The organism is Telmatocola sphagniphila, from assembly GCF_018398935.1.
Classification (GTDB): Bacteria; Planctomycetota; Planctomycetia; order Gemmatales; family Gemmataceae; genus Telmatocola; species Telmatocola sphagniphila.
Genome location: NZ_CP074694.1, coordinates 520,673 through 536,163, shown reverse-complemented (window position 1 = coordinate 536,163; position 15,491 = coordinate 520,673). Strand labels below are relative to the sequence as shown.

At 53.9% G+C, this 15,491-nt stretch carries 10 protein-coding genes; 4 read left to right on the top strand and 6 right to left on the bottom strand.

From position 1 onward, the window contains the following. Nucleotides 1-28 precede the first annotated feature (28 nt). Nucleotides 29-2,779, bottom strand: a complete 2,751-nt coding sequence (locus KIH39_RS02385; RefSeq protein WP_213497679.1) for a hypothetical protein — start codon at nt 2,777-2,779, stop codon at nt 29-31. A gap of 194 nt (nt 2,780-2,973) precedes the next feature. Here KIH39_RS02385 and topA point away from each other — a divergent pair, with 194 nt between their 5' ends. From topA to prfH, 3 genes are all read left to right on the top strand, one after another. Next, nucleotides 2,974-5,886: a type I DNA topoisomerase gene (gene topA, locus KIH39_RS02380; protein ID WP_213497678.1), complete on the top strand. Its 2,913-nt coding sequence runs from the start codon at nt 2,974-2,976 to the stop codon at nt 5,884-5,886. 456 nt (nt 5,887-6,342) lie between these two features. Next, nucleotides 6,343-7,470: an RNA ligase RtcB family protein gene (locus KIH39_RS02375; RefSeq protein ID WP_213497677.1), complete on the top strand. Its 1,128-nt coding sequence runs from the start codon at nt 6,343-6,345 to the stop codon at nt 7,468-7,470. Next, nucleotides 7,467-8,090, top strand: coding sequence for a peptide chain release factor H (prfH, locus tag KIH39_RS02370; RefSeq protein ID WP_213497676.1), 624 nt, complete (start codon nt 7,467-7,469; stop codon nt 8,088-8,090). The genes KIH39_RS02375 and prfH overlap by 4 nt, the downstream gene beginning before the upstream one ends. 300 nt (nt 8,091-8,390) lie before the next feature. Here the strand turns inward: prfH and groL are convergent, their stop codons facing one another. From groL to KIH39_RS02345, 5 genes are all read right to left on the bottom strand, one after another. After that, nucleotides 8,391-10,022, bottom strand: a complete 1,632-nt coding sequence (gene groL / locus KIH39_RS02365; protein ID WP_213497675.1) for a chaperonin GroEL — start codon at nt 10,020-10,022, stop codon at nt 8,391-8,393. Between the two features lie 46 nt (nt 10,023-10,068). After that, nucleotides 10,069-10,359: a co-chaperone GroES gene (locus KIH39_RS02360; RefSeq protein ID WP_213497674.1), complete on the bottom strand. Its 291-nt coding sequence runs from the start codon at nt 10,357-10,359 to the stop codon at nt 10,069-10,071. Nucleotides 10,360-10,606: 247 nt separating this feature from the next. Beyond that, entirely contained in the window at nt 10,607-11,062 is a 456-nt protein-coding gene (locus KIH39_RS02355) for a hypothetical protein (protein ID WP_213497673.1), read from the bottom strand. A gap of 140 nt (nt 11,063-11,202) precedes the next feature. Next, nucleotides 11,203-12,750 (bottom strand): D-alanyl-D-alanine carboxypeptidase/D-alanyl-D-alanine endopeptidase, encoded by a 1,548-nt coding sequence (dacB, locus tag KIH39_RS02350; protein WP_213497672.1) that lies wholly within the window; start codon nt 12,748-12,750, stop codon nt 11,203-11,205. Further along, complete coding sequence (locus KIH39_RS02345) at nt 12,751-13,647, bottom strand: DMT family transporter (protein ID WP_213497671.1); 897 nt, start codon at nt 13,645-13,647, stop codon at nt 12,751-12,753. Between the two features lie 252 nt (nt 13,648-13,899). On the opposite strand from KIH39_RS02345, the gene KIH39_RS02340 reads away from it, so the two are divergent. Then, on the top strand, nt 13,900-15,483 hold the full coding sequence (locus tag KIH39_RS02340; RefSeq protein WP_213497670.1) for a serine/threonine protein kinase: 1,584 nt from the start codon (nt 13,900-13,902) through the stop codon (nt 15,481-15,483). The last annotated feature ends 8 nt before the right edge of the window (nt 15,484-15,491 follow it).

Below are 15,491 nucleotides of genomic sequence, written 5' to 3'. Positions count from 1 at the left end.
CCGTACGAATCGGGAAGTCTATCCTCGATCAGTTATCGAGATCCTGGTTGGGATCTTTCTTTCGACTCTCCGCCGCTTTTGGATCCATCTTATAATTGGCTTCGGCGTAAAGGCGTTCCATGGTCTCGCGAAGATTATCCGCCTGCCACTTTTGCAGGAAATATTGTCGGTAGAACATATCCGCATCCGGAGTCGACTTCATCGACTGCTTGTAGATGCTGGAAAATTCTGAAATCGTCTTCAGTCGCTGGGCGACAATCGTGCTGATGTAGTAAGACTTCACCGGCAAATCGTTGAGCACCAGCGTTTCGCCCACGGGCTTCGAGCGTGCTTCCAGAAGGGTGCGGGTCATATCCCCAGGGTATTCGACCGTACTCGGAGCTATGGCATAGTTCTGCACATACCGACCGGCCAGATCGTTCGTACCCGTACCCGGTTGATGTTTGTAAATCGACAGGGTCAATTCACCCTTATAGTTGTAATTCATAGGACGAATCATGGCATTCAGATTGTCTTCGAACAAAGCTACCTTATCCGGACCGGTGAGATCCTTGGTAGCCAGTTCTTTGACCTTGGCTCCGAGATCATCGGCCGCTTTTTTCGCGAGATCGCGGGCTTTGGCTGTTTTCCAGGCGTCCATCACACGCTTCTTGATCGGCTCGGGGGCAATATCGTAGTTCAAGTAGGCTTTCGAAGGAATATCTTCGGTTACCCAGACAACATATGCGGGCTTATCCAATTCATCGATCGGTTGTTCCGGATACCAATTGGGGCGGAAGAGCGTCGGATCATTTTCGGTGATCGGCACCAGTCGGGATTCCTGCATCGAGTTGGGATCTTGAGTTCGCTTGAACCAGAATCGCTCTTGTAAACCACTCAGTCGGCCCGGCAGCGGCGGCCCTTTTTGCACTAACGGAGTCAGCTTGGGATCCTTATCGATGTTAAAAATATCTTTGGCTTCGGTTGAGGAGGAAATTAACAGACCACGAGCGACCGAGAAATCGACGATATTTTTGATCACCGCTTCTTTGGCTTTCTGGAACTTGCCAGGTTCAGTCTTGGAAGTCAGGTCGTTGGTGTACGCATTGAAGCGGTTCATGAACGCAGTTACGTCATTCACAAATAACTGTCGAATCTCCTGCTCTTGAATCTTCTTGCGGATGGGTCCGGCATAGACCGCCGAAGGGGGTTCAGCTGGCAACAGAGCCGCTGTCACCGGGACGGCCGCCAAGGGAGCGATCGGATTCGGCGAGAAGCCTGCCAGAGCCATGGGCATACCAGACTTCACGCGATCGCGAGTTTCGATTGCATACGCCTGCTGCGTGAAGCAGACGCCGGCATTCAGGAACCGCGTCGGATTATTAGGATCCAGCATTTGAGCTGCCAAGGCCGCGAGCGGCAGCGGACTATAGACGCTGGAATCGTGAACTTTGCTGGAGCTCCAGTCGCCCCAGTTGTTGAAATTTCGATCAGCATCCCGAATCTTGGCGACCTCCGCCTCCACTTGTTGATTTTCCGCAATCTCAGGTGCCAGAGCCGTCAAAATGCCCTCGGCAGGCCCGCCTACGGGCATCATCCCGGCAGCAATCTTGGTGGCTGCGTGGATATAAGGACCGCTTTCGCTGTACATCTTGGCCTTGGGATTCAAAGTCAAAAACTCCAGTTTAATCTTGCGGGAATCCTTGAAGCCGGGTGTCGGCTGACTGGGATTCATTTCGATAGTCCGATACTTGTCGAACAACTTCTTGAGTTCGTCCAGAGTCGGCTGTTCTTTGACCTGATCGATGAAGTTTTTAACCGGGATTTCGACGAGGGAATAAGAAATTTCCTTGTTGGTGTCCTGGTAGAAATCGAAGAATTCATAAGGCGTGGGGGTGGGTCGTTCCCGGAAGTTCGCCATCAGAACGGTTTGTACCCGATATTCGTCGGCCAGTGCCGTTACCAGATCGGAAGTGCGATAGGACTTAAAGCGGTCAATCGACCGGAGCATTTTTTCAGCAGTGGCCGAATCTTCGGGGGAGAGGGTGGTCCCCAGATCTGTCGTGACCAGCAAATCGAGCTCCTGCTTCGGGAATTGAATCCCTTCTTTGTCGGCTTTACGCTTCAACAAAATGAAGTCGATGGCATTCTGATCTGACTCGTTTGGCCACTGGAAGTTGGATGGAACCTGTTGACGTAATCGCTGAATATCGCGCTGCATGATTGTCAGCACACTGCTGACTGCTTCGTAATCCTCTTTGTTTTTTTCAGGATCGAGTTGCCTCAATTGCTCGCGGAATTTAAAGAAAGTGTACTGTTCGCCCAATTGGGCCAGTTGCAATTCCCGACCGAGAACACCGATGTAGGCTTGCTGTGCAGCCAACCGATCCTTACTGGAGACATCCTGAAGGGTTGTATCATAAAGTTTCCGACGAATTTCCACGGGATCTTTGAGAAGAACGCGGGTCTCTTCCTTCAGTTTGTCCAATTTGCCGCTGATGTTTCGAATCCGAGAGGTGTCGGCCACCTCACGCGCGAAGTACATGAACTGATTCGCCAGCCGGCGGGACATCTGCGTTTGAGAAATTTCAATTCCGGTAATTTTTTTTCCGAAGCCCTCGGCTACGGCCGTACCGGCGTTTCGTCCTCCGCCGCCAAAGACTCTCGGGATGACATCATTAAAGAAGTCGCCGCCCGCTAATCCGCTGGACAGAACGAATATAAACATGATGCAGATGGTGACGATCGAAAGGATCATCTTGCCGCGTTTCCGCATCGCTTCGAACGGGTTAAAAGCCATTGCCGTTCCTCGGTAAAAAAAACTTATATCCTGAAATCCCGCTGTCGCCCCTCTTGACAGCAAGCCGAACACTTTACTAATGGTGAGAGGATATTAACTCTGGCTGTCGATTCTAGCGAAAGCTGATATCGGAACAACTGCCCCCGATAAAGGATTGTGCTTTTGCCTGCGGCAGACGAGATCGAGGAACACGAGTGCCGACTAAGAAAAAGACGACTGAAAACCCCACGCCTGACGCGAAGAAGCCCGCGACCCGCAAGGCGAAAGCCCCGGCTGCGCCTAAAAAGCCGGCGGCCGCCAAGAAGTCTCCTGCGCCCCGAGGCAAGAAAAAGGCAGAGGTCGAACCGGCCGATACCGAGGAACTCGAAAACGAGACCGGCGAGCGCCCGACCCGAAGCCGGGATCTGGTGATCGTCGAATCCCCGGCCAAGGCCAAGACCATCAATAAATATCTCGGCAGCGGCTACAAAGTCCTGGCGTCTTATGGACACGTCCGGGATCTCCCCAAGGGTCGCAAGACCAAAGGGGAAGATATCGTCGGCGTTACCATAAAAGGTGGCTGGATACCGCGTTACGCCGTGCAGGATAAAGCGGATGGCGATCGCAAGGGGCGCCGGACGCAGCGCGACATTCTTAATGAACTGAAGAAAGAAGCGGACAAGAGCAACCGCGTCTTTCTGGCCAGTGACCCCGACCGCGAAGGGGAATCGATTGCCTGGCACATCAAGGACGAATTGAATCTGGAGGACGACCGTACCTACCGGATTCGCTTCAACGAAATTACTAAAACCGCCGTTCAGGAAGCTCTGAAGGATGCCACAAAGATCGATATGGATCGAGTGAAGGCTCAGGAAGCCCGCCGGGTCCTCGATCGTGTGGTGGGCTACCCCCTTTCCGGGCTGTTGGGCAAGAAGGTCACCCGGGGGCTCTCGGCCGGTCGCGTCCAGTCCGTGGCAGTGCGTCTGCTGGTCGAAAGAGAACGCGAAATTGAAGCGTTCGTGCCGGAAGAATATTGGAAAATTACTGCCCTGTTGGCCCTCGAAAATCAGGTGAAGGGCTACATTGCTAACCCAGCCAAAGCCAAGACGTTAGCGAAGAAGAAGGGCGAAAAGAAAGACGAACCGGCCAAGGAAGCCGAGATCGTCGATACCGAAACCGGACCGCAGGAACTTGCGGAGAAGGAAGACGCGGAAACCAAGATTCCGCCGGGCGCCTTCACGGCGGAGTTGGCCAAGTGGAAAGGATCGGAATTCAAGGCGACGAATGAGTCTACGGCGGACGAGATTTTTGAGGCCTTGAAAAACGTCCCTTACATCGTCACCAAGGTCGAGCAAACGGACCGTAACGAACGGCCGCAGGCCCCCTTCACCACCTCGACTTTACAACAGCAGGCGAACATTCGCCTTCGAATGTCTTCTCGGATCAGCATGATGCATGCCCAGAAGCTCTACGAAGGGGTGGAACTGGGCAAAGAGGGCTCGATAGCGCTGATCACCTACATGCGTACGGACAGCACGCGCATTTCCAATGAAGCGATGACCAAAGTCCGGGGCCATATCGGTGAGAGATATGGCGATAGATACTTGCCCGAAAAGCCGAACTTCTATGCCAGCGGTAAAAGCGCTCAGGAGGCCCACGAAGCCATTCGTCCTACGGATTTGACCTACACGCCGGACCGCGTGCAACCGTATCTGGATAACGACCAGTTCCGGCTGTATCAGCTGATCTACAATCGGTTTGTGGCAAGTCAAATGGCCCCGGCGGTATTTGCTGTAACTAATGTCGAAGTGACCGCCGGCGATGGCGTTTTCAAGACTCAGGGCAAGATTCAGAAGTTCGATGGCTACCGCAAAGTCCTGCCGCCCGCGGGCAAGCAGGAAGACGCTCTGCTCCCGGCTCTGCAGGAAAAACTGCAGTTGGATAAGCTCGATCTCTTCAGCAGCCAGCACTTCACCCAGCCACCCAGCCGCTACAACGAAGCGAGCCTGGTTCGGATCCTGGAAAAAGAAGGGATCGGACGGCCGTCGACTTATGCGACGATTATTTCGACCATTCAGAAGCGAGGCTACGTCGAGCAGAAGGAACGCCGATTTTATGCCACGGAAATTGGCAAAGTCGTCACCGATCTGCTGGTGAAGCACTTCCCCAAAGTGATGGATTTGAAGTTCACTTCCCACATGGAAGAGGAGTTGGACGATATCGAGAACGGCAAGCTGGAATACGCTGCGGTTCTCGATGAATTCTGGGGGCCGTTCGCCGAGGAATTGACCAAAGCCGAAACCGACATGCCCGTGCAAAGCGGCGTGGAAACGGGCGAACTCTGCCCCAAGTGCGGACGGCCATTACTCGAGCTTTACTCGGCCAAAACCGGCGGAAAGTTCGTTGGCTGCTCGGGTTACAAAGACAAAGAAAACCAGTGCAAGTACATCAAACCGCGTGAAGGGGAAGAAGCTCGGCCGGAACCGAAACTGACCGATATCGTCTGCCCGACTTGCGGCAAGTTCATGCTGGAGCGGATTGGCAAGACCGGGCCGTTTCTGGGTTGCTCCGGCTATCCGGAGTGTAAGACGACGATGAACATTGGTGCGGATGGCAAGGCTGAGCTTTCGGCCAAGCCGACCGAGCATATGTGCGAGAAGTGCGGCAAGCCGATGGTTATCCGTCAGGGACGTCGCGGGCCCTTCCTCGCCTGTACCGGCTATCCCAAGTGCAAAAACGCCAAGGATGTGGATGCCAGCGGCAATCCTGTGCAACCGGTCAACACCGGGGAATACTGCGAGAAATGCAATAGCGCGATGGTGATCAAGCGCGGCCCGCGCGGACCATTCCTGTCGTGCAGCGGTTATCCGAAGTGCCGGAATGCCAAGCCGTTAAGTCCGGAACTGAAAGAGAAACTGAAGGATCAACTGCCGCCTCCGCCGCCCAAGCAGCCGAAGGTGGAAGTCGACTTCCCCTGTCCCAAGTGCGGTGCCAAGATGAACATGAAGTTCTTCCGTGGCCGGAGCTTCCTGGGGTGCTCGACTTACCCCAAGTGCAAAGGCACGGCCCCGGTAACCGAGGAGATACTGGCCAAGGCCAAGCCGGTGGAGGAAGCCGCGGCGGGGTAAAACTGATTAATAAAATATTGGTCCTAGCTTCAAATGAGGTTAGGACGCCCCAAGCATCAAAAAAACGCTTCAAGAAGTATGGACTAGCAGCCCATACTTATCCCGAGAACCAAAACGTTCATTTGGCCTATTCGGGCTACGCTCTTCTTCCACATCCGAATAACTTCATTGAGCAAATTCGCATTCCATGCGAAAATTTGCTGAAAATCGAACCCTTACAGCTCGAGCAGTATCTACTTGTACTGGCTCAGAGGGAATAGGAATTTCAGTTCCAAGATTTTTGGTTCTTAGAGCAGTCTGGGCTTGCTGTCGCTTGAACCGCGCTAGCCCCAACTTTCGGTCCCGTTCGCCGTGAATTTGCTTCTGTTGAGTGGTCAAGAAATCCTTGGGAGTAATGCAGGAAAATGACGCAACATTATTGCAATTAACAGAATATATTAAGAACTTTTTCCAGATATGAGCACCGAATCAAATACGAAAGCTGTCCGAGTGATTGCCTCGGCCTCCAACTGGGTCGAGACCAGCGCTATTGATCAGCTCAAGAAGACAGCGACTCTACCGGGCATCACCCAGGCGATTGGATTCCCCGATCTGCATCCGGGCCCCGGATGTCCGGTAGGAGCGGCGTTTGTCAGCGATGCCATGCTTTACCCGCATTTAGCAGGAAATGATATCGGCTGTGGAATGGCGTTATATCGCTCTGGTTTGCCGGCGCGTCGGCCCAATCTCGACCGCTGGGTCAAGAAACTTAAAGGGCTGGAAGTCCCTTGGGAGGGAGACGCGGTCGAGCGGCTTGAATCCGCAGGTCTTTCCCCGGCCGCGACTTCTGCGCTTGGCACCATTGGGGGAGGGAATCATTTTGCTGAACTTCAGTGCATCGACACGATTATAGATCCGGTTGGCGCTGCCGCCGCGGGATTGACAGAAGATGAACTGGTGCTTCTAGTCCATAGTGGATCACGCGGACTCGGCGAAGCGATCTTGAGGGATCATGTCGCTGCACACAAGGGAACTGGATTAAGCGCGGACTCTACTGCAGCGGCCGACTACGTGCGCAGGCACGACCATGCGGTCGCCTGGGCTCGGGAGAATCGTCGGTTGATAGCGGAGCGGTTTGTCTCCATGACCGGCGGGGAAGTTACAACTTTGCTCGACAACTGCCACAACAGCATCACACTTGCTCCATGGGCCGGACCAACGAATTGGGTACACCGAAAGGGAGCAGCTGCAGGCGATATGGGGCCATTGGTGATACCAGGTTCACGAGGAGCGATGAGCTATTTGGTGGCGCCTCAAGGTGACCTCGCTTCTGCAGCCTACTCTCTAGCGCACGGAGCAGGTCGAAAATGGGCCCGCAGCGATGCCAAGGATCGTCTTCGCGTTCGTTTCAGTCCAGAAGCCTTGTCGCGAACCGACTTGGGCGGACGAGTCATTTGTCACGACAACGATCTGATCTATGAAGAAGCACCGCAGGCATACAAGGACATTGGCCGCGTAGTGCAGGACTTGGTAGAAGCCGGGCTAGTAAGCGTATTGGCCACGCTCCGCCCACTGATTACTTACAAGACACGAGGTCGGGAATGAGCACCTGGGTGCAAGTCACTTCTGGCCAGGGACCGTCAGAGTGCGAATGGGTTGCAACTCGTGTTGTCGAAGTGCTAATTGCCGAGGCCGGCAACGCAGGACTGAAGGCGGTTGAACTGGACTTGGTGCCGGGAACATATGCGGGATTGATCCAATCGGCTTTGCTTGTACTGGAAGGCGATGGACTGGAAGCATTCCTTTCCAAATGGATCGGAACCGTTCAGTGGATCGGACAGAGCCCCTTCCGACCGGCTCATAAGCGGAAAAACTGGTTTGTCGGTGTAGAGCGACTCGATCCCCCCGCCGAGCGTAATTGGTCTTCTAACGAGATCCGAGTCGAGGTGATGCGTAGCTCGGGCCCCGGCGGCCAGCACGTCAACAAGACGGAAAGTGCCGTTCGGGTTACGCATTTGCCGACGGGTCTGACGGCAGTAGCACGTGAGGAACGCTCTCAGCATCGCAATCGAGCATTGGCCCAGGCCCGACTCGCCCAATTGCTCGAAACATGCAATCAGGAAGTTCTCGCCGGGGCCACCCGCGCCCGCTGGCATATCCACCAGGGCGTAATCCGTGGCAACCCTGTTCGTGTTTATCAGGGGCCAGACTTCCGGCGCCGATAAAGAACGAGCGGAAACGTGTTTAAGTCGAACTCGTCCGGCATTGGGGTGTTCGCAAAGCGAACAGCTTTCAATCGGGGCTGACGGGTCTGCATTCACTTAATCGGGTACGGCTCGCATTGCTGGAGCAGGAATTCTAGAAATCCCTTTTTAAGGGAAAACAGCTCCCGATCTTCACTATCTCAGATGATAATTATCGTAATCCAGCCAAAGACGTGGTCATCACCAAAATATATCAACAAAAAAAGGGAGCCGGATTACTCCGGCTCCCTTTCGCGTTTATCGAGTTATTTAAGCTCAAGCTTAGTACATGTCGTCGTGGCCGCCGCCCGCGGGAGACTTCTTATCGTCCTTCGGTGCATCGGCCACCAGAGCGTCGCTGGTGAGCAGCAAGGTGCTGACCGAGGCTGCATTCTGGAGAGCGGATCGAACGACCTTGGCGGGGTCGATAATCCCTTCCTTGACCATGTCGCAATACTTGTCATTGCGAGCGTCGTAGCCGAAGGTAGCCGTGGTGTTTTCCAGAACCTTGGCGGCGACGATGTTGCCATCGGTGCCCGAGTTATCAACGATCTGCTTGATCGGAGCCTTGCAGGCCCGAACAACGATGTTGTAACCGATTACTTCGTCGTGGCTTAGGCCGGTCGGCTTGAGGCCTTCGCTGCAACGTAGGAGAGCCACACCACCGCCGGGCAGAATGCCTTCTTGGTTGGCTGCACGGGTCGCGTGCATCGCGTCTTCCACGCGAGCTTTCTTCTCCTTGACTTCGCTTTCGGTCGCACCGCCGACGTTGATCTTGGCCACGCCACCGGAGAGCTTGGCGATTCGCTCGCTGAGCTTTTCCTTGTCGTAGTCGCTGGTGCTCTTTTCCAGTTCCTTCTGGATCATCGTCACGCGAGCCTTAATGGCTTCTTTCTTGCCCGCCCCTTCGATGATCGTCGTGTTATCCTTGTCGATCTTGACCTTCTTGGCTCGGCCCAGATCGGAGATCTGAATGTTTTCGAGCTTGATGCCCAGGTCTTCGAAGATAGCCTTGCCACCGGTGAGGATGGCGATGTCTTCGAGCATGGCCTTACGGCGATCACCGTAGCCAGGAGCCTTGACGGCGGCGCACTTGAATGCACCGGGGTTGCGGAGCTTGTTGACGACCAGAGCCGCCAGAGCTTCGCCTTCGACATCTTCGCAGAGGATCAGAATCGGCTTGCCCTGCTGCAGAACCTTTTCCAGGATAGGCGCCAGGTCGCGAATGCTGGAGATCTTCTTTTCGTAAACGAGAATGTAAGCGTCTTCGAGTTCGGCTTCCATCGTTTCCGGATTGGTCACGAAGTACGGGGAGACGTAGCCGCGATCGAACTGCATCCCTTCGACGAATTCGTGATTCGTATCGGTGGTCTTGCCTTCTTCAACGGTGATGACGCCGTCTTTGCCGACTTTGGCCATCGCTTCGGCAATGATGGTGCCGATGGCGCGATCATTGTTGGCGGCAATGCTGGCGACGTTTTCGAGATCCTTCTGATCCTTGACGGGAATGGCCAGAGCCTTAACCTTGGCAACGATGTCTTCGACAGCCTTTTCAATACCGCGTTTCATCAGCATAGGGTTCACGCCGGAAACCACGGCCTTCAAACCTTCGTTGTAGATGGCCTCGGCCAGAACGGTCGCGGTGGTGGTACCATCGCCAGCCACATCGCTGGTCTTGCTGGCCACTTCGCGAACCATGCGAGCGCCCATGTTTTCATAGGCATCGGGAAGGTCGATTTCTCGAGCAACCGTCACGCCGTCCTTGGTGACGGTCGGTGAACCGAAGCTCTTCTGAATAATCACGTTACGGCCCTTGGGGCCGAGGGTGACCTTGACCGCACGGGCCAACTTGGAAACGCCGCGCTTCATTGCTTCGCGGGCTTCGGCATCGAACGAAATCTGCTTGGCTGCCATGTATGATCGCTCCTGAATTTTACGTTAGTTTGAGTTTAAATTTTGATTAAAGTACGGCCAGAATTTCATCTTCCGACATGATGAGGTACTCATCGCCGGTGCCGCTTTCCTTGTATTCATTCCCGGCCCAAGCGGTGAAGAGAACTTTATCACCCACCTTCACTTGCAGCGGGGTTCTGTCGCCAGTTTTGCTCAATTTGCCCGGCCCGACCGAAATGACTTCGCCGCGTTGGGGCTTGTCCTTGGCGGTATCGGGAAGAAGAATCCCGCCGGTAGTTTTCGTTTCGGCCTCAAAGCGCTTCACGACAACTTTATCACCCAATGGATGCAACTTCATACGCCAACTCCGTTGATTCGCTTGTCAGGACAAAATAATCAGCAATTGCCGTGCCAGCCGAGCAATCCAAGTCGTAAACCATTGTTATTTGGTATTTTACGTCAACTGACCGCGAGTAAAGGCTGGGGTTCTCTGCCAAGGCTTGGAAAGGGAGTGGAAGTCGCTGTCAGTTTGGCAGTCAGGCAGATGCAACGAAAAAAGCGTCCCGAATCCTCTCCGAGACGCCGTGGAATTGCAATGGGAACTGTTACTTCGAAGCCTTGATGAGTATTTCGACCTGTTCCATGGCTTTATGAACGGCCTTCAAGGCCTCCTCACGATGACCGTGGAAGTCGTGCTTTGCTTCCTTCAGCTCTTTGTGAGCTTCCTTCAGTTCGTGCAGAGCTTCGTGAAGGTGCGGGTGATGGGCATACTTCTTGTAGTTCACACCCTTGCTGAAATCCTTGGGAATGACAATGCCTCCATCCTCTTTAAGCGCGATTTCGATTTGCTCAGCCGCAGAGTGAATATCGCGCATGGCGTCTTCTTTATGTCCGCCAAAGTCGATTTTCGATTCCTTCAGTTCCTTATGAGCTTCCCGAAGTTCATACAGAGCATGAAGCATGTGAGGATGGGGATGTTTGAACTCGTCCGCTCGCATTCGCGAGGTGGAGTAAATTCCCAGAATCAGCGCCACAGTTCCAACAACTCCGAACTTTCGCATAGGTATCTCCTCTGATTTATGTGGGCTCGAAATTCGCGAGCTCCTTAGGAGAACCAACAAGTAATAGTCCGGCAGGTTTCGCAACAAAGTGGAATAAATCGCAAATTAGAAACGGCGATTATCCCAAACAATCAAAAGCTTCATGGGGCCAGTTCATAGAAGGCTTCGCAGATTTTAGCGAGCATCTTCCCCTCCCGACTCGGCGTGGCTCCCTTATCCAGCGGCACGTTGTTCACGAACAGAGCGATGAAAAGACGCTTGCCCGACTTGGTTTCCAGATCGCCCGCCAAGGCTTTACTCGCTAGAAGTGTGCGATCGTTCATCACATCGTGCCAGCTCAGAGTACCGGTTTTCGCTCGCACCTTGCCCTTGGTGGCGCTATCCGGTTTCAGCACGTCGTACAAAGTGCCGTCGACACCAATGACAGGGAGGCAGTTGTAGTAAGTGGTCGATTCGGGATGCTTGGCCATGGCCTTCAGGAGATCCACTGTGGCCGCCGGGGTCGTGTGGTCCGCCTGCATGCCGCCCGCTCCTCCGGCAAAGCTGATACTGGAGATCTCTACGCCCAATTTGCTGAGAATTTTGCCTTCTTCACGCAGCCCGGCCGTCAAGTTGGTTTTGTTTTTCTTCGCGGCCAGCAGTAAAGGGAGCGTACTGGCATAGAGATTATGGCTGACCTTCAGTGTGACCTTGATCAACTCCGAAAGAGGGAGCGATTTGAAGGTCGCCACTTTCTGCAAATTATCGTAACCCGCTTTGGCTGGAAGATTGTTACGTTTTGCCTCAAATTTGCTTGCGACAACCCTCACCCCCTGCTTTCGCAGGCATTCGATGAAGAGCGTTCGGGCATAATTCACCGGATCATCGACCGGATAAACCACCAGTTTGGGTTTACTTTTGGCTGGAATCCGACCCCGGATGCGGAAACGGTTTGGCCCGTCCGAAAAGATGGTTAGCGCGGGGGGAAGATTTTCATCCCCGGTCATTACCTCAGCGTCCATCTGAACCGCATCGGTTTGCGGTCGCATAGTCAATTTGGCGGAGTCCCCCTTCTTATCCCCCGGCGCAATCAGGATATCCACGAGGTTGTCGTTAATCGTTATCGGCGTGACCTGATTCGGTCCGGAACCGCTGGAAGAACTGCGATCGAACAAGCGATCGTCGATGAGGATTTCCCCAGCAACTTCTTTGATGCCGGTTGCCGCAATCTGTTTGGCCAATTCGGTGAGCCCCAGCAGTGGATCGGTGTCGGTCAATTCGCCGGCCAGCGTTCCGGCATTTGCGTAGGTGTGATCGTTATTTTTGAAAGCCATTTTGCCTTCAGGGGTATTTCGACCCCCCATGGTTGGGTCGCCCGAAGCAACCAAAATTAAATCGCCGTCGAGTATGCCGCTGAAGGCTACGCCGCGTTGATAGACGTTGGTTTCGAAAGTGTGCTGAGAGCCGAGTTCGACCAGCGCGGCGGCACAGGAGAAAAGCTTGGTGGTGGAGGCCGGTGCGAACATTTTTTCGCTGTTCAACTTGTAGATTTCTTTACCGGAGACGGCATCCACCGCCAAAATCCCCCAACTGGCCTGTTGATACTCGGGAGAATTGATCAATTTCTCAATTCTCTCTTTGAGCGGATCCTCGGATTTGGAGACCGAAATAGAGAGCGTCAGGATCACAGCCGAAATCATCCAACGCATTCATTTCTCCTGTTTAGCTACACCTGCAGTATCGAAGCTGGCAGTACGCAATTCCCGGTGCGGGCGGTTAGACCACATCACCCAGCCCGTTGGGATCAAAATTAGTAAGATCCCGAGGATCATGACAAAATCGATCGAATGATTCCACCAGAAAACATCGAGAATTAAGGCAAAAACGACTTGAGATAGTCCTACGATGGATACTTTGCTGGCCTCACCGTTAGCGAAAGCCAGTGTCAGAAAGTATTGGCCGATGGTGGCCATCACTCCCGTGCCGAGCAAACTTAACAGGGAGTTGATATCAGTGGCAAACTTCCATTGATCGCTTCCGAAAATCAGACCGGCTGCCAGACAAAAGGGTAACGACACCGCCGCAAAGTGCACGACTATCGCTTTCGGGTCGATTCCTTTCAGACGATTCAGCCCCAGCATCGCCACTGCCGTTGCAAACGAAGCCAGGATGGCGACCAGTGCCGCCATAGACCACCCCTGAGCGTCAGGCCTTTCAACGAGCAGCACCCCGAGCACAGCCAGCAGGAGAGCTGCCCAAGTCGTCCAATGGGGCAATCTTCTAAGCAGCGGCCAGCTCAGTACGGCCACCCAAAGCGGGAATGTATTGGTAAGCGTCAGAGCGTTAGCAACCTGCATGTGAGTGAGGGCAAAGAAGGTGCAGACCAGACTCGCAGAGCCCGCCAGACTCCGAATCCAGAGCATGCGGGGGCCAATGACGACAAATTTGGCCGAGCCGAGCCACACAGCCAAGCCGGCGAAGATCATTACGCAAAAGCTTCGCGAGAATGCGACAATCGGCCAACTGTACGACTCTCCCGCCCGGTGCACACAAGTGGCCATCAGAGCGAAGGCAAAACTCCCCGTCAACATCCAGATATACGGCATACCCACCGTTATAGCCAATCAAGAGGCGGGTCTTGTAGACGGCAAAATCTTTTCTTTCAGATTAAGCCGCAGAACCCGAAATTCAGGCGATACCTCAATCTGATTCCGCCGGGTGCCGAGCTAAACTTCTTTCCGACTATTATTTTCGTTTTTCTATAAATCTTTCAAACTGTATATTAAGTTTGTAAAAGATCGTAGCTTTGCGGAATCAATCGCTCGGCGGTGGTTCGAATCCTTTCGGGGAAGTAACTTATGGCTGCTCCAGCCACTTTGGATGATCTGGTTAAGCTAATTCGCAAGAGTGGTATGGTGGAGGAACCCCGTCTCGACGCTTATCTTGATAAGCTGCGCACCAACGGCACGATGCCGACTGATGTCAAAAAACTCGCCGGTTCGATGGTCAAAGATGCTTTGATCACCTATTTTCAGGCCGAGCAATTCATGCTGGGCAAATGGCGTGGATTCACGATTGGCAAATATAAACTTTTGGAGAGAATCGGTTTCGGTGGCATGGGCCAGGTCTTCCTCTGCGAGCACCTGTACATGAAACGCCGGGTAGCCATCAAAGTCCTGCCCCCCAATAAAGCCGAAGAACCCGCGGCTCTGGGCCGTTTTTATCGTGAAGCTCGGGCGGCAGCCGCTTTGGATCATCCCAATATCGTCCGCACCCACGACATCGATCAAGATGGCAATCTGCACTTTCTGGTCATGGAATATGTCGACGGTTCCAGCCTGCTGGAAATTGTGAAAAAGAAGGGGCCGATGGATGTTCATCGGGCCATCAACTACACTTGGCAATCGGTGCAGGCACTCGATCATGCCTTCCGAGTTGGCGTTATCCATCGCGATATTAAGCCAGGGAATATTCTGGTCGACCGATTCGGCATGTCCAAGATCCTCGATATGGGTCTGGCCCGATTTTATAACACCGAAGATGACATGCTGACCCTGAAATACGATGAAAAGAGCGTGTTGGGGACAGCGGATTACGTCGCACCCGAGCAAACGGTGAACAGCCACGATGTGGATGTTCGGGCCGACATTTACTCGATGGGCGCGACTTTCTACTTCCTCCTGGCCGGCCATCCCCCGTTCCCCGACGGGACGATCGCCAACAAGCTAATTGCGCATCAGACGAAGGTGCCGACTCCCATTCGAAGTATCCGACCCGAAGTGCCGGAAGGCGTTCAGGCGGTGCTGTCGAAGATGATGGCCAAGAATATCAACGAACGGTATCAGACGCCGGCCGAAGTGTACGAAGATTTGTTGCCTTGGATTTCCGAGCAGCTCATCGCGCCGCCGGAGGACGAACTTCCCTCACTCAGTCCGGCCGCTCGAGAGTCTATGGGTTCGAGTGCATCGATTTCCAGCACCAACCTGGCTCGTCAAGATTCTGCGATTCTTCGGGCCGATTCCAGTCAGCGTTCCGGCGGATTGGCAACCTTACCACCCAAACAAAATGTGGGGGGCGGCAGTCATGCCGGCACGGGTGGCAGCGATCCGAATCTTTCGGCCAGCAATTCGGCAATTCGTCCGCCGTTTTTCCAGCCGCCGCCGCAACCGTCTTCTTCGGGAATTGGGCCTTCGACGATTTCTCCACCAGTCTCCGATCCTCGCGGCATCGGCGAAACCAAGCGGATGGCAAACTCAACGGAGAAGACGCCTCAGCCTTCACGAGTTGCGACGCGAACGCCCGTATCGGCACAGAATCCTCCATCCAACCCGTTCGTGCAACCGGAGAGCAAACCAGGTTCGGGGATGCTGCAGATCGTAGCGTTTATTATCTTCCTGTTCGCCGTGGCGATCGGCGTAATCTGGAAGTTCTGGAATAATTAATTCAGACT

Coding starts and splice junctions, on each gene's coding strand:
- KIH39_RS02385 (WP_213497679.1), bottom strand. CDS start 2,779: ATGGCTTTTAACCCGTTCGAAGCGATGCGGAAACGCGGCAAGATGATC.
- prfH (WP_213497676.1), top strand. CDS start 7,467: ATGAGCACCTGGGTGCAAGTCACTTCTGGCCAGGGACCGTCAGAGTGC.
- KIH39_RS02345 (WP_213497671.1), bottom strand. CDS start 13,647: ATGCCGTATATCTGGATGTTGACGGGGAGTTTTGCCTTCGCTCTGATG.
- KIH39_RS02355 (WP_213497673.1), bottom strand. CDS start 11,062: ATGCGAAAGTTCGGAGTTGTTGGAACTGTGGCGCTGATTCTGGGAATT.
- KIH39_RS02340 (WP_213497670.1), top strand. CDS start 13,900: ATGGCTGCTCCAGCCACTTTGGATGATCTGGTTAAGCTAATTCGCAAG.
- dacB (WP_213497672.1), bottom strand. CDS start 12,750: ATGCGTTGGATGATTTCGGCTGTGATCCTGACGCTCTCTATTTCGGTC.
- KIH39_RS02360 (WP_213497674.1), bottom strand. CDS start 10,359: ATGAAGTTGCATCCATTGGGTGATAAAGTTGTCGTGAAGCGCTTTGAG.
- KIH39_RS02375 (WP_213497677.1), top strand. CDS start 6,343: ATGAGCACCGAATCAAATACGAAAGCTGTCCGAGTGATTGCCTCGGCC.
- groL (WP_213497675.1), bottom strand. CDS start 10,022: ATGGCAGCCAAGCAGATTTCGTTCGATGCCGAAGCCCGCGAAGCAATG.